Below are 17,532 nucleotides of genomic sequence, written 5' to 3'. Positions count from 1 at the left end.
TCATCACGACGCCCGCCTGACCCTGCATCAGCGGCCCGATTTGAGGCTGGTCGTTGACGCCGTATGTGCCTACATTCGCCCGTATCGCATTATTTGTCATGTGCTCTACTCCTATCCATTGCGGTACATGCCCTCTGGATTCGGCCCAAGCTGCGGGTTGACGCCGCGCGCCCGCATCTGCTCCTCCCAATCCGGTGGTGGTGGGCCGTAATTTCGCCAATCGTAAAAGAGCAGCGGCGCACGCCCGCCGCCGCGCCGCCGGAACGAATCAATATATGCCTGCGCCAGCGGATCCGAATTGCCGCTCCGCCCGGCCGGTTCAATCGCCTGCCCCGCCACCAGCCCCGCGCTTTGCAGCGCCACATCCAGCCGCGCGCTGGGGCTGGTCGGCGTCACCGTGGCCACCCGCCCATTGTGATCATAATCCACCGCCACCACAAACAGCCCGCGCCGCTGCACCAGGTCAATGCTGCGGCTGTCGGCCGTATTCTCCCGGCCAATCACCCGCAGCAGGCCGGGCGCTTTCAGCAGCCGCCACGTCGGCCAGTTGCTCCCGTCGATTTTCTGGATGTAGCGCCCGCCAATGCTAAACGAATCCTGAAACGTCGCCTGGGTATAATCCTCCAACAAATCCGCCGCCAACTGCGCCGCCTGCGTGGCGTTAAGCTCCGGCATGTCCAGGTAGCCCAGGCTGGCATCCCACAACTCCGTCGTGCCGCTGTCCGTCACCGTCAGCACCCCCGGCTCGCTCAGCCGGATGCTGTAGGCGTCCCCGTTGGCCCACGTCTCGCTCTCGCTCAGCCGCATCGTCAGCGTGTCGTTGGGGTTGGTCGTGCTGGTGATGGCCGCGATGGCGCAGCCCACCCAAACGCCCAGGCTGGTCGTCTTGGTCGTGTTGGTCACAATGTCGCCGGTGCGGATACCGGCCGCGGCAAAATCGGTGGCCGTGTCTATCAGGTAGATATTGGCGCTGGTCGTCGTGCCCGTCACTTTGCCGTAGCGGATGTGGATTTTGTTGCGCCGCTCGTAGATGTCGGCAATCTCCCGGCCGTCATCCTGGAGCAGCGCCCCGGCATCCACGTACCAATCCGCATACGTGGCGGTTTTGCTGCGCCCCTGGTAGTACGCATGGTCCGCCACCGGATACACCCCGTTGGCAAATGGCGCAGCCTGCGCCCAATAATCATACGTCGTGGCCCCCACATCGCGCATCGCCAGCAGCGCGTTGATAATGTCCGCCGGCAGCACCCCGTCCCCCTCGGCAATCTCCTGCGCGTACACGTCGCCCACCGCCGTGCTGTTGCTGTCGAAATTGCGCGCCAGCACCGTCACCGCCGGCACCTGCGCCGTCAACACCTGCTGCAACACGTCGCTGATGCCGTCCGCCGGGTCAATGAAGTCGGTGAAAAAATCATCCTGATGCCGCCGCGCCGCCCCGGCGCACTCATACAACACATGGCGGCCGTCCCGCTCGATGCGGTACACCTGCCCGCTCAGCAGCGTGCCAAAATCATCGTGCACCACCATCCACTGCCCCTGGTGCTCGCGCCAGCGCCGCCGGGCATCGTCCACCGATTTGCCGCGGATGATAAAGCTAAATTTTTGACACCAATAGGGCAGCGCGCAGCGGGCGCGAAACCCGCCGTGCTCCTCGCCAAACGACTCCAGCAGGTCGCTGCCGTCCACGCTGTACCGGTTGATGTACAATCCGCTCATGTCGTCCCCAGCAGATAGCGGGTGCGCGGCGTGATCCGCGCCCGGATGGTGGCATAGTCGGCCATCACGTGCTCGTTGTCATCCGCCGCCCAGCCAAAATATAACACGCTGCTCACCGGCCCGGCCGGGAGTTCCCACACCCCGCTGCCCACGTGCGGGATGGCCAACCCCTCATTGGCGCGGACCGTCAATTTGCGCAGGCCGTCAATCCGCACCACCTGGGCATCGAAAAACGCCGGGAATGCCCAGCGGGCAAAATGGCCGGGGGCCACCGGCAAATAATAGGCCACGTCCAGGTCAATCGTCTGCCCCGTGTTGACCGTGGCGTAAATCCGGAACACGCTGCCATTGGCCGCCGTGTAATTGTCGGCGATGTCGCTGTAATTGAGGTTGATTGGCCCCAAATCGTGCCACTCCCAGGTGTTGTCCGCGCTAAACGTGACCACCTCCTCATTGCGCAGGACGATGGCCGTGCCATGCTGCGCCAGCCCAAACTGCAACTGCGCGCTCGTTTTGTGGCTGGTCCGCGCCCGCACGTACACGTGCCGGGTGATGGCGCTCCAGCGCCGCGCGTCGTCCAGCCCCAAAATCATGTACAGGTATTTCTCGCTGCCCGTGGCCCCGGTCAGCCGCCGATGGTTGCCGCCGTGCGCGGTGGCGTCCACCGTCGGCGTCCACGTTCCCGCCCCTACAAACCACGTCGTCGTGCTCTCGCACTCAAACGACGGCACCAGGGCGCTGTACCGGTCCTCGTCGTAGCGGTGCAGCCACATTTGTTTGGCCGCGCTGGCCCAGCCGCCGTAGGCGTAACAGGTCACATCCAGCGCCAGCGCCGCCGGCGCGTCCCCCGGCAAGTTGAACACGTGCACGTAGTTGTACCGGTTTTCTGTGCCGCTGGCCGCGTCGTTGCGGTTGTAGATTTTGCTGTCACTGATGGCCGCATAATCCGCCACCAACCCCGCCACCTGCTCCGTTTGCCAGGTGTACACGTGGTCCACGTACAATGAGACGCTGCCGCTGCTGCCATCCACCGCCAGTTGGATGCGGAACCCCGGATAGGCGCTGTTCGTGCCGCTCAGCTCGTAAATGGCCCAGGTGTTGGTGTCATCCCCGGTGGCTGTGGTCAGCGCCTCAGCGTAGCTCGTCGGGTCATCGGTGATGCTGTCCAGCACGTTGCCCGCCCCGTCCAGCAGGCTCAGCGTAAAATCATCCTCATTATCCGTGTCATCCTCGTCATGGTACAGCGCCACCCGCACCACCCACTCCTCGTTGAGCGTCTCGATTTCAAACAACTGCGAGTAATACAGCTGCGCATTTTCCAAAATGACCAGCTGCGACCCCTCGCCGCCGAAATACACATCCGTCTCAATGGTCACCGTGCCGTCGCTGTCAAAGCCGCCGACCAGCCCCGCTTTGCCGCCGATGATGTCGCCGGGAAAATCCATGTTGGGCAATGGCGGCCTGGTCACCGCGTCCAGCGTGCGGATTTGGGCCATGTCCACGTACAGCGTCGCCAGCGCCGTGGCCGTCACCACAAACTGCACGCTCGTGGTCGCCGTCAGCGTCACCGCCGGCAGGAAAATCAGGTACCAGGCGTTGCCGTTGCGGTCGTTGGTCGTGTAGGCCGCCTGGCTGGCGATGTTGGCCGCCGTCAGCCCCGTCTTTTCGGCCATCGTCCCCCCGCCGCTAACGTTGACCAGCCGCACGTCCACCGTCCCGCTCACAATTTTGAGCCACACACTGCCGCGCATCTGCTGGTACGCCGGCACCACCGTGGCGTCGCTAATCAGCCCGTCCCCGCTGGCAATCCCGGCCATTTTCAACCCGTAGCGCCCCACCAGCGCCACCGCCTCATCCGCCGTAAACGTCTCCGCCCCGTCGATTTTGGCCCAATTCAGCGGCACGGTGCCGCTAAACCGTGCAAATGCGCCGTTGCTCAGCGCGTTGTACAAATACAGCGGCTTCTCCGCCTGCCCATACGGCCCCAGCGCCATGTAGACGCCGATGTGATACAGGTGCCCGGCCGTGCGCTTGTAGGTGTGCAGCAGCGCATTGCTGGCATCCACGTCCATCCGCCGGATGGGCTGGAGCGTGGCATTGCTGGCATTTGGATACTGCACCTTCAAGAACACCGGCCGGTACCGCTCCGGGTTCAGTTCGGCGTTAGCCGCCTGCCTGGCCCACCGCTGGAGCGTGGTCAGCGTGTTGAGCAGCTCGTTGTCCGTGCCCGTCACCGTCATCTGGAACGTCACCGCCCGGTCGCCATCGTGCCATTCCAGCAGTTGATTCCCGCCCGCGCTGGTGGTGTGCCATTTGGTCACCATATCGCCGCTGGCGAACTGGATGTTATTCTCCACCACCATGCTGGTCAGGTCATAGCTGCTGTTACCGTCGGTCAGGCTGAAAATCAGGCTCATCGTGTCGCTCCGCTGTACCGCCGGCCGTAGTTCGCCAGGGCGTTGTCCAGCGTCCCCGGCGAGACGCCGTTCGTCCAGTAGTTGTTTGTCGTGTAGTTTGTTGTGTTATTGCCCGCCGGTCCACGCCCGGCCGGGCCACTGCCCCCCGGCGCACCACCACCCCCACCGCCGCCGCCGGTGCCCCCGCTGCCTGTCGGTGGCGGAGGCGCGCCGCTGCTGCCGCCCGCCCCGGCCGGGGGTGTCCCGGTAGTCGTCACGTTAAACTCAATCGGCCAGGGGCCGCGCATCGCCGCCGCCCACACCTCCATCTCATCCAGCACCGACCGCACCGCCGCGTCATTCGTTTCAAACTCCAGCGGCTTGGGCATCGTCACCAAATCCTCGGTGCGGGTGCGCAGCTCATCCACCGCCGTGGTCGCCGTCCGGCTGGCCGTCGTCGCTCCCTGGCTGACCCCCTCTACCAGCGCCAACGTATTCGCCTTGATAACGCTCGCCGCCGTCTCAGTGCTGAGTACCGTTGGTTCCAGGAGTTCAGTCGGGTTGAGGTTCAGGTTTTGCGCAAACTGCTCCAGCTCCGCCAGCGCCTGCACCCCGGTCATTGCCCCGGCCGCGACGGCATTGCCCAATTCCTCAGCCTTTGCCGCAATGGTGGCATCCACCAACGCCTGCAATGCCTCATCCGTCGCCCCGGCCATCTCGTACAGGTTGCGCGCACTCGCCCCCGCCGCGGCCGCCGTGTCCATCAGCAGCCCGGCCGGGTCAATCGCCGCCCCCGCCGAAATCTGGTTAAAAAATCCGCCCACCTCCGCCCGCGCCTCGCGCAGTTGCCCAATCATGCCCACCAGCGGCCCGCTAACAGACGTTAGCCCCCGCTCGGCCATAATCGCGCCCCGTTCAAACGCCAGGGCCATCTCCGTGGCCCCAATCCCGGCCGCGGATAACATCGGCAGCAGGCTAAAACCGAAATCCGCGCCGGTGGTGGTCACCGCTGCGTCCAGCGCGTGCGCCCCGGCCGCGATCCGCGCCAACTCATCGCCAAAATTAAGCGTACGCATAGCATCGCGTACCTGCTGCAATCGTTCGACGGCACCATCAAATCCCAGCGCAGCCTTAAGCGCTAACTCGTTATACTCCTCTTGAGTGACCAACCCCTGGCCATAGGCGCGCTGCAAATCATCGTTAGCGTTGGCCACCTCGTCCATAAACTCAGTCAGGCGGTCAACCGCTGGCGCAAACCCTTCAGCCAATCCGGATTTAAGCCGGTCGGTTAAATTGGTCCAACTGGTCTCAAATCGTTGTAGCTTGCCGGTGGTCGTTTCTGCCGCGTCGCCGAAGAGACTCATTTTCTCTTCCAACGCCTCCAGCACCGCCAGGTCAAACGCTTTGCTGGTTTCATACCCCATGTTGACGAATTTTTGCGTCTTTTCATTAACCACCGTCATGGACAAACCGAGACTGTCCAATCTCGCGGTGGAGTCGTTGGCCAGCGTCAGGCCCAACACCTGCATGTCCAGATTGAGCGCGCTGATTGCCGCAGACCAGCGTATAACCTCCTCATGGCTCTGCACCAGTCCCAGGTTCATCAAATCCACTGCACCGGCCACCAGCTTGGCATCGGTCACCATGCCCCCGGTTGCCGCTTGCAAATCCGTCAGCAGCGCATCCCCCACCGTGCCGATGCTGGCCGCCAGTGCGTCAAATTTTGCCGTTTGTGACTCAAGCGCCGCCCCCTCTTTCAATGCGTCGTAAAACTCGCCGACCATTTGCCCGGCCGCCTGGAAACCGCTCATAGCCAAATCCAGGCCGGATTTGAGGTCAGTCAAGCTCAAACCGGTGGTGTGGCTGGCCGTGCCTACCTCCTGAATGTCTGCCGCCGCGCCTTGCGCCGCGCCTTTCCCGGTCCACGAAGCCGTAATCAGATAATCCAAAACTTTATACGCCATGCAGCCACGCCTCCAGATTGACCTCGTCCTGGCCCCAATCCGTATCCTCCAGGTAGGCATACTGCCGCCAGCAGCGGTATAGCAACTCCATCAACATCATCTCAGTCTCGCCATACATCAATGCCGCCTGCTGGTGATACGTCCCGGCCGGGAAATGCCGCCAGGCCACGCCCGCCGCGCCGCTCAATTCGATGCACCGCCGGGTCTGTGACCAAATCCACGGTGCCCGGCCGGTGCCATGCCGAAAATACGCGCGCGCCTGGCGGGCTAGTTTTTTGGGTTCGTCACCTGCTCCATGTAACGCTGCATCTCTCGACCCAGCCAGGAGACCAGCTTAATCCGCTCCGCGGCCGGGTCACTCTGCCAGCCGGCCACCTCGGCCAGCGGCACCGACAGCGCCCACGTACCGACGCGCTGGATGAACGCCACCCCGGCATAGCAGTACAGGCGGCTGATGACCGTCTCCGGCTGCTCATCCACCGCTGCCCGCCATGCCGCCCAATGCTCGCCGCTGAACTCGTCCGGGTGCGGCAGCCGGATAATGCCCGGCCACCGCGCCAGGGGCGACTCAATGGCGAAATCAGATTCGTCAGGAGGTTGCGCCATTAGGTACCTACCAGCGATTGCGTCATGTCGTCGCACTCAATCTCGAACGTGAATTTTCCGGCCATCGTGTTGTTGGCATCAATGGGCGGCAGCGAGCAAGCCACCAGCACCGGGTTAATTGTGGTATACAAAAAACTGGTGGAGGCGGTATCTTTGCTGACCGTCAGTGACACCAAATCCAGCGCCGTGCCGGCAATGAAAATGTCATTGAGATTTTTCCAGGGGCCGGTGCTCTCTTCGTCATACACACAGGTCACCGCCACCCGGCCAGCGCCGAGGTTGCCCACGCTGCGCAACTTGCTGCCATCCAGCAGCGGCTCCGTCTCCACGCTGTACGTCCCGCGCGTAAACGTCACCATGTTGCTCCAGGTGGTGATGGCCGCATAGGTGGAGCCGCCGTCAAGCGACACTTTCACCACCGCGTCCTTCCAGACCACTTTGTCATCACTATCAAACGAACCTGAGATTGCCATTTGTATCCTCCACTAAATGCTGGCCGTGATTTCGACCAGCTTATAAAACACCTCATCGGTAAAATCCCAACCGTCCGGGCCATCGTTGACCCCGAACCCGGTCAGGCTGCCGTAGTCGGTGCCCTCCAACTCCTGGAGCGCACTTTTTAGCTGCAAAATCACGCCGTAGCTGCTGCCCAGCAGCGTCAGCTCATACCGCACCTCGCCGCCAATCACCGTCCCGCCCAGCGTCAACTCCTGCTGGCTGTCCAACTGGCGGTACGTTATCGCCGGCGTGGCCGCGTCCTGCGGCAGCCGCACCGGGTAGAACCGGGTGCCAATCAGGTTGGCCAGGTTCGTCACCGCCAGCGCCGCCGCCCGTAAATCGCTCTCGTAGCTCATCGCATCTCTCGCTCAACAGCCTCGGCAACCGCCTGGCTGATGATGTCCCCGATCCGTTTCCGGTTGCCGTAAATCCCCGGCTGCATGAATGGCCGCGCGCCGCGCACCGGTTTGCGCGTGCCCCGCTCCACAAAATAGCTATAAAACACCCCGGCGTACACCTCGGCCGAGTTTTTGTCACTCCCCGGCCGGGCCTCGATACTGTCCGCCATTTTGCCGGTACGCCGCGGTGCCCGCTGCCGCGCCTGGTCCGCGCCATATTTCGCCCCGGCCAACACCCCGGCCGGGATGGCGTTGGCAATAATGCCATCCATCCGCCGCAGCTCGTCCGCTGCCCGCGCCACATCCTGCTCAAACGTCACGCCAGCACCTCATCGCACATCAGTTGCAGCTCTTTATGGCGCATGTCCGGGTCAATGACCGAGCGCACGTTGTACGTATGCTCGCCAAACACCACCCGCTGCTCCGGGACCACCCCCGGCCGGTAGCGCATCACCACCCGCGTGGTCACCTCCGCATACTCCGCCGAGGCAATCGCATACTCCCGGCCGGTCAGCGGTTCCACCCCCGCCCACACCGTCGCCACGTTGACCCAGGTCACCACCTCTTCGCCCTCTGCCGAGAGCGTGACCGATTTCTCCTGAATCGTGACCTTGTTTCGCAGTCGTCCGGCGCGCATTAGAACCACCCTGCCCGGTCAATGTCCCGCAGCTGGGCCAATCCCAGCGGTATCTCGCTCACGTTGCCAATGCCCGTGGCCTCGCGGTTTTCGTAGTAGTGCGCCGCCAATAAACGGATGGCCAGCCGGTGCCCGGCCGGGACGTCATCCGCCCCGCCATACCCGGCCACGTAGCGGATGGTGATGGCGTCCACTTCTTGCAGCACCACCGCCGGCCAGCTCACGCCGTTGCGCAGCACAATCTCGCCCGGCTCCGTCACCGTGCTCACCAGGTAATCCCCGCTGTCGATTGTCGCCACCGCGCCATCCTCGTCCGTGTAGCTGATGCTGGTCACGCTGGCCAATGGCGGGTGCGGCAGTCGGATCCGCCGGCCACCCGGCCAGTTATCCAGCGTCAGCTCGTAGGTGCGCGTGCACAGCGCCCGGCGGGTCATCAGCTCATACGTCTCCCGCGCCGTTTTGATGTACAGCGCCAGGCCGCTGTCGTCCGTGTTATCGTCGATGCGCGCCTGGTTTTTCAACTCCTGGAGCGTCACCGGTTCCACCGTTGGCGCGGTATACACGCTCAGTTTCATTTTGTCACCCGTTTCCGTGGCCGTGGCTTGGTCGCCGTCTCCGCCGGGGCCAGCGTCGCCGCCTCCGGCCCGGCCGGGCGCACCAGCCCGCACAACAGCCAATCCGCCCCATCCGGCAGCAGCAGCTCGTCATCCTGCGCCACCCGGTACGTCTGCCCGCCCAACCGGCTCACAAATGATTTATTCGCTATGACTCGCATCGCTCTCTCCAATTCACCGGGTAGCCCTGCGCCCGCCGCGTCAGGTACGTCTGCCGGTCCACGTCATGCAGCGGCCAGGCATCCCGGTACGTCCGGTCCATGCGCGCCGTCTGCCAATCCGGGTGTAAATGGCGGGCCACCGCGCCCGGCGCCGGGCTGTACGCGTTACGCGCACGCGCCACCTCGCACACCTCGCGGTCGAACCACCAGGCGTAATACTCCGGTGGCACAAACAGCCCGCCCAAAACCTCCTCCACAAATGCGGCCTGGGCCATGTAATGCGGCGCATACAGCCGCAAATCAGTGTGGCCGCCGTCGTCCAGGCCAATCACCTCCACCCCCGGCCGGGCTTCGGCCAGCGCCGCATCCAGCCACCCCGGCACCCACACAATGTCATCTGCGCCCAGGATGTACCAGTCTGCGCCGCCCCGCGCCCGCCGGAACTGGTACGCCATGTTCCAGCCCTGCACCGCCGTCGAATCCGCCGGCCGGCTGGTCGATTCCACCCGAAACTGCGCGAAGCGGCTGGTATGTTGCAGCGCCTCCGCGGCCGTCTGCGTCTCCGCGTCGTCCAGGCACACCGCCAGGGTGATGTAAATGGTCACCCCGGCCGGGGGCACCTGCCACAGCAGCGAGGTCACCCGCTCAGTCAACTGCGCCGCCCGTCCGCGGCTGGGTAGTAAAATGGCGACTGTCGTCATGCCACCCCCATGCCAATCTGCTGCACCCGGCTGGCCACCACATCAAACCAGCTCACCCGCTCCGCCGCCGCATACGCCGCGGCAATAAAATCGAAATCGCTGGCATACCGGGCGCTCAGCCACGCCGCGCGGTGGCGCACAAACACATCGCGCCGCGTCACAAACGCGCTCACGCCAATCAGGCCGCACACCGGCGGCCCCTGCCACCGCGCATCATCCGGCAGGATGCCGCGCGGGCCGTGGTCCATGCGCATCATAATCAACTCCGGCTCGCCGTCCTGCGCCGCGATGGCCTTGAGTTCTGCCACCAGCCCCGGCCGGGTGCACATATCATCATCATCCAATATCCACACGTACCGCCCGCGCAGTTGGCTGGCATAGCCCGCCAGTTGCATCTGCGCCTGGCCAATGCCCAGCCCCACCTGGTCCTCCAGGATGGTGTGCACATAATCGCCATCCGTCTGCTGCCGGATGCTGGCCTCATTCGCCGCCAGCAGCGCCGGCCGCTTGCAGGTCCGCGTGATAATCTCCAAAAACGGCATCACCACGGCCACAGTAGCTCCCCATCCTCGCGCACGTGGCCGCAGATGACGCTCATATCCGCCATCTGCACCAGCCCGCCGCGCAGCACATCCCGATTAAACCAGGTGTCGCAGTGCGCCGTGTCCTCGTGCCGAAACTCAAACTGCTCCAGCACGTGCCGGGCAATCAACACACAGCCCAGCCCGCCGCCACTGCACGGGGTCACCCCCGCCGCCCGCGCCACCGCCAGCTTGTGCGGGTGCAGCGTCAGGCTTTCGCCGGGGTTGCGTGGCCGGCCGGGATACCGCTCAAACACGTTGATCACATTGCTGACCCGGAACCGGTAAACGCCATAGGCCAGGTCCGCCTGATGCTCGTCAATCAGCCGCGCCAATTTGAGCAGGGCATCGGCCGGCGGCACAATGTCCGCCTCAATCACGAGGAGGGCATCATAGCCGCCGGCCAGGAATAGCTCGCGTCCCTGCTGGTATTGGTGGAGGATGTTTTCACGCCCGCTCTCGTGCGGATTGTCGCGCTGGATGACCAGGCGCAGCGCGCCCGGCCATTGCAGCGATAACAGCGCCGTCGCCGTCTCTGCCTCGATGCCCCGCGGACCCAGGGGCGTGAAACCCATCACTCGCTCAATCATCGTCGTCCTATGCGCTCGGATGTACCCCATAGCCCAGCGCACCCGCCTGGCGCAGTTTGTACACTGCCCCAAACGAATACTCCAGGATGGTCAGGCCGGGCGAGCGGTAGGGATTGACCAACAGGTTGATGGTCGGGTCCTCGCGGTAGCCCATGTAATACCAGTTGCCAAAGTACAAGTCTTTGGCGCTGGCCGCCGTGGCCGTGACCTGGTTGCTGTACAGCACCGGGTACCCCAACAGCTCGCGTCCGAACGACCCGCCGGGGGTCTCCGCGTACAGCCGGGCGTTGCCGGTAATGCTGGCGATGTTGCCGAACGTCGACGGCCGGGTGACCCAGGCGTTGCTGTTGCTCTCGTCCAGGTAGTAAGACAGGGTGTCGTTAAACACGATGTCCTCAGGCTCACCGGCCGCGATGGCCGTGGCGCTGGCGTAGGTTTTGAGCGCCGTGCCGCTGGCGGCCGCCTCGGTAATCAGCAGACTGTTGTGCGTCTGCGCATACTCGCGGCTGATTTTGTCGGCGATGTAACCCATGAGGTTGACGTCCTCATCGCGCATCAACTGCGTGGTCAGCTCCACCGCGCGGGTGTAAAAGCCCAAAGTGAACGCCACGAGTGCCAGGACGCCGGCGTTCCGGCTCCAGGCCACGTCATGTGCGTCACTCTGCTCGTTCGTGGCTGACAAACGACTGCGGGTCCTGCCCTTCGGCCGGATAGTTGACGGTCGTGCCTTTGCCGATGAATCAACAGGCAGCCCAGCCGGTCGGCCAGCATCATCTCGCTTTTGCGTTTGGCAACGTCGCGCACAAACCCGGTCGGCACGGCATACCCACCGTCCGTGGTCGTGGTGATGTTCATGGTGCTGTCCGTGACCGCGCGCATTTCCCGCGCCGTCGGAATGCGCATGCTGACGCCCACACTGCCGTTTTCCATTTCCGTCCGCATCTCGCCCAGGTGGCCAGTGTTGCCGGTGCGGAAAAAGTGCGCCAGGGCGCGGGTCTCATTGTCACCGCGCGGGATGCTCAGCACGGCCGGGGCCTGGCGGGTGCTGGTCGCGGTCTGCGCGCCCAACCCCTCCAACCGCCCAATGCGGCCGCGGAGCTGCTCCACAGTGGCCAGCAGGCCGTCATACTGCGTCTGTTCGTCTGGCGTGAAATCCCGATCCTCGGTTTCCGCCGCTGTTACCATCGCCTGCGCCTGGCTCAGTGTTTGCTCCTGACGCTGGCGCAGTTCCAACATAATGTTACTCATGGTCAATCTCCTCTTAGAGTTGGTATTGTGCCAGTTGCAGGCGTCGCCGGCGCATTGCCTGGCGCACCTGCGCCACGCTCACCGGTTCCGCCGTCGCCGGGTGGTCCACCTGGACCGGCGCAGCGGGCAACATGGTCGTTATCTGGTCAATCAGCGCGCGCAGCTCGTCCGCGGTAACGTCCATGCTGCGCAGCGCGCTAATCACATCATTCATCGAGCGGGCCGTGACCTGTGTCTGCGGATAGGCCGGGTAGGTCACCACGCTCACATCCAGCAGCGCCACCTCTACCAATTCCCGTTCCCGGCCGGTGTCGGCATTGCGCCACTCATCCCGCACCACCCAAAACCCAAACGACGCCTGGTCAATGTCGCCCCGGCTGATGCTGGCCCGCAAATCCGCCGCCCAGCCCGTCGCCGGCGGCGTCACCCGGAACAACAGCCCGTGGTCATCCTCGGCCAGTTCCAACGTGCCCGCCCGGTTGCGCCCCAGGACATAATTGGCGTCATGGTTAAACAGCGCGCGCACGTCCGCTTCCTGAATCGTTTTGGCAAACGCGCCGGGCCGTATTTTTTCGCGGAAACCGCCCAAATCCTCGCTCTGCGCGTTGAAAACCGCGGCATAGCCCTCTATTGCCCCGTCGGGCGAATCGGCGCGAAATTCAGCCGTTACAAATCGTCGTTCTAATTCTCTCATCGTCTTATCCTCATCCCGGCGTAATCACGCAGTCACAGCCCAAATGCGCCGGTGGGTGGCCCACGTCCCGGCCGGGGCGCAGCGGTCGCTCTGCCCCCTCCGGCTGGAAATCCTGCCCGGCCGCCAAAAAGTTGGCCTCAATCGACACCACCATGCCATCCAGCCGCCGGCAGTAGGGGCACGTGTCGCCCACACTCCGCCAGCGCAGCATCGAAATTCCAGCCGCGGCGTACACAATTTTAGTGATGGCCCCGCCGCCGCGTACCGTCTCATTGCCCGCAATCGTCCCCGGCCGGGTATCACGCCAGCCGTCGAACACCTGCTCCAGCGCCGTCAACGGGTCATCCGTCGCCAGCGCGTCTGTCACCTGCTGCCGGCTGATGGTCGTATGCCGGTCCGCATACGTCTCCAGATACGCCTGCACAAATGCCGCCAGACGCTCCTCGCTGATGGCGGCCGTCTCGTCCCCCGCCTCCGCCGCCACCAGCCGCAAATAGGCATCCATCACCGCCCGCATCTGGGTGATCACAAATTGCCGGTGCTCGCTGTAGAAATCATCCAGCCACTCGACGAACTGCGCCGCGTCCCGCTGGCCGAGTTGTTTTTTGGCCTGCGCCCCCACGTCGTTGATTTCCCGCCGCAGCACCCTGGCCGCCGCCTCGCGGTACGTCTCCGTGTTGGCCAGTTGCAGCCGCCGCCGGGCGTTGATGCTGCGCACTGCCCGCTGCTCCACCGCCGCCCCGGCCGGGGTCATCGTCTCCAGCGCCCGCAGCGCCCTGGCCGGTGGTTCAGCCCCGGCCGGGACCATGTTCAACGGCATCAAATAATCATCCCCGCCGGCGATGGGGTTCATGTTCTCCATCCGGCGGATGTCATTGGCGCTCAGATACCCCCACTGGCGGCCGACAGAATACACCTGTGAGCGGCTGATTGCATCGCCGCGCAGCAGCCCATCCACCAAAAACTCCACAAAATAACTCTGCCGCTCCCGCTCGCTCATCAGCCGGCTGTGGATGGCCTGCTCCAGCCGCACCAACCACGGCCGCAGCGTATCCACCACAAACGAGATGGCCTGGTGCTCGATGTTGGTAAACGTCGCCCGCTCCAAATCCATGATTTTATGGGGCGGCACCAGGTACATCCGCGCAATCTCCGTCACCTGGAATTTGCGCGTCTCCAGGAATTGCGCATCCTCCGGCGGAATCCCAATGCGCTGGTACGTCATCCCCTCCTCCAAAATCGCCATGCGGTTGGCGTTCGCCAGCCCGCCCCAGCGGTCGTTCATCTCCGTGCGCAGCCGCTCAAATGCTTTATCCCCCAACACACCCGGATGGGACAGGATGCCGCCCATGTGCGTGCCGTTGCCGAAGAACCGCGCCCCGAACTCCTGCGCCGCCAACCCAACCCCCAGCGCCTCGCGCTGCATCCGAATCGGCGACCAGCCCCAAATGCCGTCACTGCTCAGCCCGCGCACGTGGAACACCTGCCACTCGGCCAGCTCCTCAATGCCGCCATTAGGCAGCCGGTAGTGGTACACCAGCCCATCCGGCGTCTGCTCAACCTTCTCCACCCGGTCCGGCCGCAGCGGCCACAACGCCTGAATCCGTCCATTCGTGGACCACTGAATCTCGGACAGATGATTGCCCCAGGTCAACACGTGGCCCATCATCATCTCGCGGTATTCAAACGACGTCATCACCGGGTTGGGCTGGTCGTGCAGCAGGTTGTACAGGTAGTAATCCGTGGCCCTGGCCCGCCCCTCCCCCTGCCGCCGGTAGGTGATCAGCGGCAGCGAGGCCACCGCCTCTGCCAGCACCCGCACGCAGGCATACACCGCCGGCAGCGCCATCGCCGTGTCCGGCGTCACGCTCACCCCGGCCGCGGAAGAGCGCACCAGCCCGGCATCCACCCACCCCTGATAATCCGTCAGCGACAACTGCCGCTCCTCCTCCCCATCCGTCACTCTCAGCGCCCGCGATAAAATACCCATCAGTCACCGCCTCGCCGCGCGCCCGTCACCCCCAACGCCACCAGCAGCGCCCCCGGCACAATCAGCGCCAACGGCCAATAGACAAACACCAACCCGCCGGCCATCAGCAGCAAACCCAGCAGCGCTACAACGTCATTTCGGTCCAATTTGATTATGTCCTGGTCATAAACAAAAACCGGCGCGGGTCACATTGACCTCGCGCCGGTGGTAATCCATCAGCAATTAGATTGTTGTAATTCTACAACATGACCGGGGTTATTGTCAATCTATCCCCCCGGCCGGGGTGGGCAGCCCCGGCCGGGGGTCTGTCGTTCTTAGTTACCAGTCAATTTTGCTTGCCAGCGCAAGGCATTCTCCCAGCATCACCTCCTCGTCAACGAATCCGCCGCTCCAGCGTCTCATGTTTCAGCCGCCGGTGCTCCACCAGCAGCCCCCCCCCCCCCCCCGCCCCCCAACAACCCCCGCCGGCCCCCCCCGGCGGGCGCCTCCAGGAACACCGCCACCCCCGCGCCCCCCCCGGCCGGGACCGGGTCACTACCATCCGCAGCCGCAGCGGCCTCGTCTCCTCTCTCCACCCCCCGGCCCCCCCCCCCCACCCGCCTCCCGCGATTTGGTTCCCCAACACCGCCCGCTGGTGCGCCATAATCAGCGCCACCATGCCGTCAATCCGCTCCCGCGATTTGTTTTTGTCCGGTTTGATATTCCCGGCCGGGTCCTGCGCCGCCACCAGATTGTCCGCCATCCACGCCAGCGCCGGGTGGTTGCCATGCCCCAGCACCCCTGCGCAATCGCCACCTCCAACGCCCGCATGGCCGGGTTCATCGTGACAAACCCCTGGCGAAACTCCACCAGCGTCAGCCCCTCCTCGCCCAAATGGTTGGTGACGCTGGTCGCATTCCACGGGTCAAACGCCACCTCCACCAAATCAAATTGCGCCGCGTCCGTGCGGATCTGCGCCTCAATCCAATCATAATCCACCACGTTGCCCGGCGTCAGCGTCAGCAGCCCCGCCCGCGCCCAGGCGTCATACGGCACCCGGTCCCGGCTCACCCGCTGCTGCAAATTCTCCTCCGGCAGCCACAGCCGCACCAGCACCCACCACAACTCCCCCTCCTCCGCCGGCGGAAACACCAGCACCCAGGCGCTGATGTCCGTCGTGGTCGATAGGTCCAGCCCGCCATAGCAGCGCCGCCCCGCCAGCGCCGCCTCAGCCGGCACCGGCCGGGTACCCGCCGCCCGCCATTTGTCCCCATCAATCCAGCGCGTCTCCGCCTGCGTCCACACATTCAGGTGCAGCCGCAGGAACGCATTCAGCCGCGCCGGCATCTCCCGCGCCCGGCCGGCCAGCCGCCGGATGTCATCTGATTTTTTGCTCACGTCCAAATTCGGGTTCGCCTTCACCCACACCCCCTCATCCTCCCACTTGTCCCCCTTATCCAGCGTGTAAATCATCCCAAAAAAGCTATCATCCTCCACCACCCCGCCCAGCACCTTCTCGGCATAGTCGTGCAGCCCATAGCAAAACGAGTGCCGGTCATACCCCGCCGTGGTGATCGCAATCATCAACGGCTGGCGGCGCGCCCCCGTCGCCGTCTCCATCACATCCCACAACCCCCCATCCGGCCAGGCGTGCACCTCGTCCGCAATCACCCCATGCACATTCAACCCATCCAGCGTGTTTTTATCACTCCCCAGCGGCTCAAATTTGCTGGCCGAGGTCCGGCTGTGCAGGTTGTCCCTGAACACCGTCACCTCCCGCGCCAACTGCGGCGAGCGGCGTACCATCTGCGTCGCGTCCTGGTGGCTGATGCGCGCCTGGTCGCGTTTCGTCGCCACGCTGTACACCTCCGCCCCCGGCTCATTATCCACAAACGCCAGGTACAACCCAATGCCCCCCGCCAACGTCGTCTTGCCGTTTTTCCTGGCCACCTCCAGGTACACCGTCCGAAACCGGCGCAGCCCATCCGCCCGCCGCCACCCGAACACATTCCAAATAATAAATTGCTGCCACGGTTCCAACTTGATTGGCTGTCCCGCCCACTCCCCCTTCCAGTGATGCAGCACCCCGAAAAACGCAATCGCCATCCGTGCCGCCTGCTCATCAAACTGCAACCCCCGCGCCGCCCCCGTTTCCCTATCCGCTACATACCGCTCACACGCCAGCCGCACCCAGCGGCAGGCCACCACCCGCCCCCCCAACACATCCGCCGCATACCGCTCCGCCTGGAACCTCACTCACTCGCCTCTCCCCCGTTGGCCGCCTCAAACAGCAAATCCGCCAGGCTGAGCTGCTCCACCTCCGGCGGCAGTTGCAGCCGGGTGCGCGCGCTCGGCGTCATCCCAAACTCCGCCGCCAACCGCAGGTACATCCCGCTGGCGTCTCGTAGCGCCTGCCAGGCCGGGTGCTTCTTCGGCCCGTCCCGCCCCTCCACAATCAACCCCTCCTCCCCCAATATCCGCGCCGCCTCCAGCGCGAACGTATAGTGCTCCGCCATCAGCCGCATGGCCGGCACATCCAGCCCCGTCAAAATCCGCAGCCGCTCCAGCTCCGGCGCGTGCTGGTCCCAATACGCGCGCTGCCCCCGCCCCATCCCGCGCGGCCGCTTCACCGGCAACTGCGGCCGCGGCTCGTTGCGCGGCAGCGGCCGTTTGCCAGGGTTGCCCTCCAGCTCCTTCACCCTCGTTGGTTTTGGTCGTGGCCCAGGTCTTGACATAATGTTACATATCCCAACTATATC

At 64.3% G+C, this 17,532-nt stretch carries 18 protein-coding genes and 1 pseudogene; all 19 read right to left on the bottom strand.

Annotated features, from left to right (window positions below; genetic code table 11):
- Positions 1-111 precede the first annotated feature (111 nt).
- Positions 112-1,716: a hypothetical protein gene (locus IPM49_00095; GenBank protein MBK9272927.1), complete on the bottom strand. Its 1,605-nt coding sequence runs from the start codon at positions 1,714-1,716 to the stop codon at positions 112-114.
- Positions 1,713-4,133, bottom strand: a complete 2,421-nt coding sequence (locus IPM49_00090) for a hypothetical protein (GenBank protein MBK9272926.1) — start codon at positions 4,131-4,133, stop codon at positions 1,713-1,715. Before IPM49_00090 ends, IPM49_00095 begins: the two co-directional genes overlap by 4 nt.
- On the bottom strand, positions 4,130-6,076 hold the full coding sequence (locus IPM49_00085; protein MBK9272925.1) for a hypothetical protein: 1,947 nt from the start codon (positions 6,074-6,076) through the stop codon (positions 4,130-4,132). Before IPM49_00085 ends, IPM49_00090 begins: the two co-directional genes overlap by 4 nt.
- Before the next feature lie 267 nt (positions 6,077-6,343).
- Entirely contained in the window at positions 6,344-6,682 is a 339-nt protein-coding gene (locus tag IPM49_00080; protein ID MBK9272924.1) for a hypothetical protein, read from the bottom strand.
- A complete protein-coding gene (locus tag IPM49_00075; protein ID MBK9272923.1) occupies positions 6,682-7,155 on the bottom strand; it encodes a hypothetical protein in 474 nt (157 codons plus the stop codon). The genes IPM49_00080 and IPM49_00075 overlap by 1 nt, the downstream gene beginning before the upstream one ends.
- Before the next feature lie 12 nt (positions 7,156-7,167).
- Complete coding sequence (locus tag IPM49_00070; GenBank protein ID MBK9272922.1) at positions 7,168-7,536, bottom strand: DUF3168 domain-containing protein; 369 nt, start codon at positions 7,534-7,536, stop codon at positions 7,168-7,170.
- The gene (locus IPM49_00065) at positions 7,533-7,898 is read right to left on the bottom strand and encodes an HK97 gp10 family phage protein (GenBank protein ID MBK9272921.1); all 366 of its coding nucleotides are present in this window, start codon (positions 7,896-7,898) and stop codon (positions 7,533-7,535) included. The genes IPM49_00070 and IPM49_00065 overlap by 4 nt, the downstream gene beginning before the upstream one ends.
- The gene (locus IPM49_00060) at positions 7,895-8,215 is read right to left on the bottom strand and encodes a phage head closure protein (protein MBK9272920.1); all 321 of its coding nucleotides are present in this window, start codon (positions 8,213-8,215) and stop codon (positions 7,895-7,897) included. Before IPM49_00060 ends, IPM49_00065 begins: the two co-directional genes overlap by 4 nt.
- Positions 8,215-8,790, bottom strand: coding sequence for a phage head-tail connector protein (locus tag IPM49_00055; protein ID MBK9272919.1), 576 nt, complete (start codon positions 8,788-8,790; stop codon positions 8,215-8,217). Before IPM49_00055 ends, IPM49_00060 begins: the two co-directional genes overlap by 1 nt.
- Positions 8,791-8,977: 187 nt before the next feature.
- The gene (locus tag IPM49_00050) at positions 8,978-9,691 is read right to left on the bottom strand and encodes a hypothetical protein (GenBank protein MBK9272918.1); all 714 of its coding nucleotides are present in this window, start codon (positions 9,689-9,691) and stop codon (positions 8,978-8,980) included.
- Positions 9,688-10,233 (bottom strand): hypothetical protein, encoded by a 546-nt coding sequence (locus IPM49_00045; GenBank protein MBK9272917.1) that lies wholly within the window; start codon positions 10,231-10,233, stop codon positions 9,688-9,690. Before IPM49_00045 ends, IPM49_00050 begins: the two co-directional genes overlap by 4 nt.
- Complete coding sequence (locus tag IPM49_00040) at positions 10,233-10,847, bottom strand: hypothetical protein (GenBank protein ID MBK9272916.1); 615 nt, start codon at positions 10,845-10,847, stop codon at positions 10,233-10,235. The genes IPM49_00045 and IPM49_00040 overlap by 1 nt, the downstream gene beginning before the upstream one ends.
- A 22-nt stretch (positions 10,848-10,869) precedes the next feature.
- A complete protein-coding gene (locus tag IPM49_00035) occupies positions 10,870-11,439 on the bottom strand; it encodes a phage major capsid protein (GenBank protein MBK9272915.1) in 570 nt (189 codons plus the stop codon).
- Complete coding sequence (locus tag IPM49_00030) at positions 11,430-12,098, bottom strand: phage major capsid protein (protein ID MBK9272914.1); 669 nt, start codon at positions 12,096-12,098, stop codon at positions 11,430-11,432. Before IPM49_00030 ends, IPM49_00035 begins: the two co-directional genes overlap by 10 nt.
- Before the next feature lie 25 nt (positions 12,099-12,123).
- Positions 12,124-12,804, bottom strand: a complete 681-nt coding sequence (locus tag IPM49_00025; GenBank protein ID MBK9272913.1) for an HK97 family phage prohead protease — start codon at positions 12,802-12,804, stop codon at positions 12,124-12,126.
- A gap of 10 nt (positions 12,805-12,814) precedes the next feature.
- Positions 12,815-14,713 (bottom strand): phage portal protein, encoded by a 1,899-nt coding sequence (locus IPM49_00020; GenBank protein ID MBK9272912.1) that lies wholly within the window; start codon positions 14,711-14,713, stop codon positions 12,815-12,817.
- Between the two features lie 80 nt (positions 14,714-14,793).
- On the bottom strand, positions 14,794-14,940 hold the full coding sequence (locus tag IPM49_00015; GenBank protein ID MBK9272911.1) for a hypothetical protein: 147 nt from the start codon (positions 14,938-14,940) through the stop codon (positions 14,794-14,796).
- 476 nt (positions 14,941-15,416) lie between these two features.
- Positions 15,417-15,536, bottom strand: a pseudogene (locus tag IPM49_00010) (terminase large subunit).
- Positions 15,537-17,025: 1,489 nt separating this feature from the next.
- Complete coding sequence (locus tag IPM49_00005) at positions 17,026-17,472, bottom strand: phage terminase small subunit P27 family (protein MBK9272910.1); 447 nt, start codon at positions 17,470-17,472, stop codon at positions 17,026-17,028.
- Positions 17,473-17,532: the final 60 nt, after the last annotated feature.

The organism is Flavobacteriales bacterium (genome assembly GCA_016715895.1).
In the GTDB taxonomy this organism is placed as follows: Bacteria; Bacteroidota; Bacteroidia; order Flavobacteriales_F; family PHOS-HE28; genus PHOS-HE28.
This window is presented reverse-complemented; position numbering and strand designations above follow the sequence as displayed.

Excerpts from the sequence above, each read along its gene's own strand:
- IPM49_00095 (MBK9272927.1), bottom strand. The coding sequence starts at position 1,716 with ATGAGCGGATTGTACATCAACCGGTACAGCGTGGACGGCAGCGACCTG.
- IPM49_00090 (MBK9272926.1), bottom strand. The coding sequence starts at position 4,133 with ATGAGCCTGATTTTCAGCCTGACCGACGGTAACAGCAGCTATGACCTG.
- IPM49_00085 (MBK9272925.1), bottom strand. The coding sequence starts at position 6,076 with ATGGCGTATAAAGTTTTGGATTATCTGATTACGGCTTCGTGGACCGGG.
- IPM49_00080 (MBK9272924.1), bottom strand. The coding sequence starts at position 6,682 with ATGGCGCAACCTCCTGACGAATCTGATTTCGCCATTGAGTCGCCCCTG.
- IPM49_00075 (MBK9272923.1), bottom strand. The coding sequence starts at position 7,155 with ATGGCAATCTCAGGTTCGTTTGATAGTGATGACAAAGTGGTCTGGAAG.
- IPM49_00070 (MBK9272922.1), bottom strand. The coding sequence starts at position 7,536 with ATGAGCTACGAGAGCGATTTACGGGCGGCGGCGCTGGCGGTGACGAAC.
- IPM49_00060 (MBK9272920.1), bottom strand. The coding sequence starts at position 8,215 with ATGCGCGCCGGACGACTGCGAAACAAGGTCACGATTCAGGAGAAATCG.
- IPM49_00055 (MBK9272919.1), bottom strand. The coding sequence starts at position 8,790 with ATGAAACTGAGCGTGTATACCGCGCCAACGGTGGAACCGGTGACGCTC.
- IPM49_00050 (MBK9272918.1), bottom strand. The coding sequence starts at position 9,691 with ATGACGACAGTCGCCATTTTACTACCCAGCCGCGGACGGGCGGCGCAG.
- IPM49_00045 (MBK9272917.1), bottom strand. The coding sequence starts at position 10,233 with ATGCCGTTTTTGGAGATTATCACGCGGACCTGCAAGCGGCCGGCGCTG.
- IPM49_00040 (MBK9272916.1), bottom strand. The coding sequence starts at position 10,847 with ATGGGTTTCACGCCCCTGGGTCCGCGGGGCATCGAGGCAGAGACGGCG.
- IPM49_00030 (MBK9272914.1), bottom strand. The coding sequence starts at position 12,098 with ATGTTGGAACTGCGCCAGCGTCAGGAGCAAACACTGAGCCAGGCGCAG.
- IPM49_00025 (MBK9272913.1), bottom strand. The coding sequence starts at position 12,804 with ATGAGAGAATTAGAACGACGATTTGTAACGGCTGAATTTCGCGCCGAT.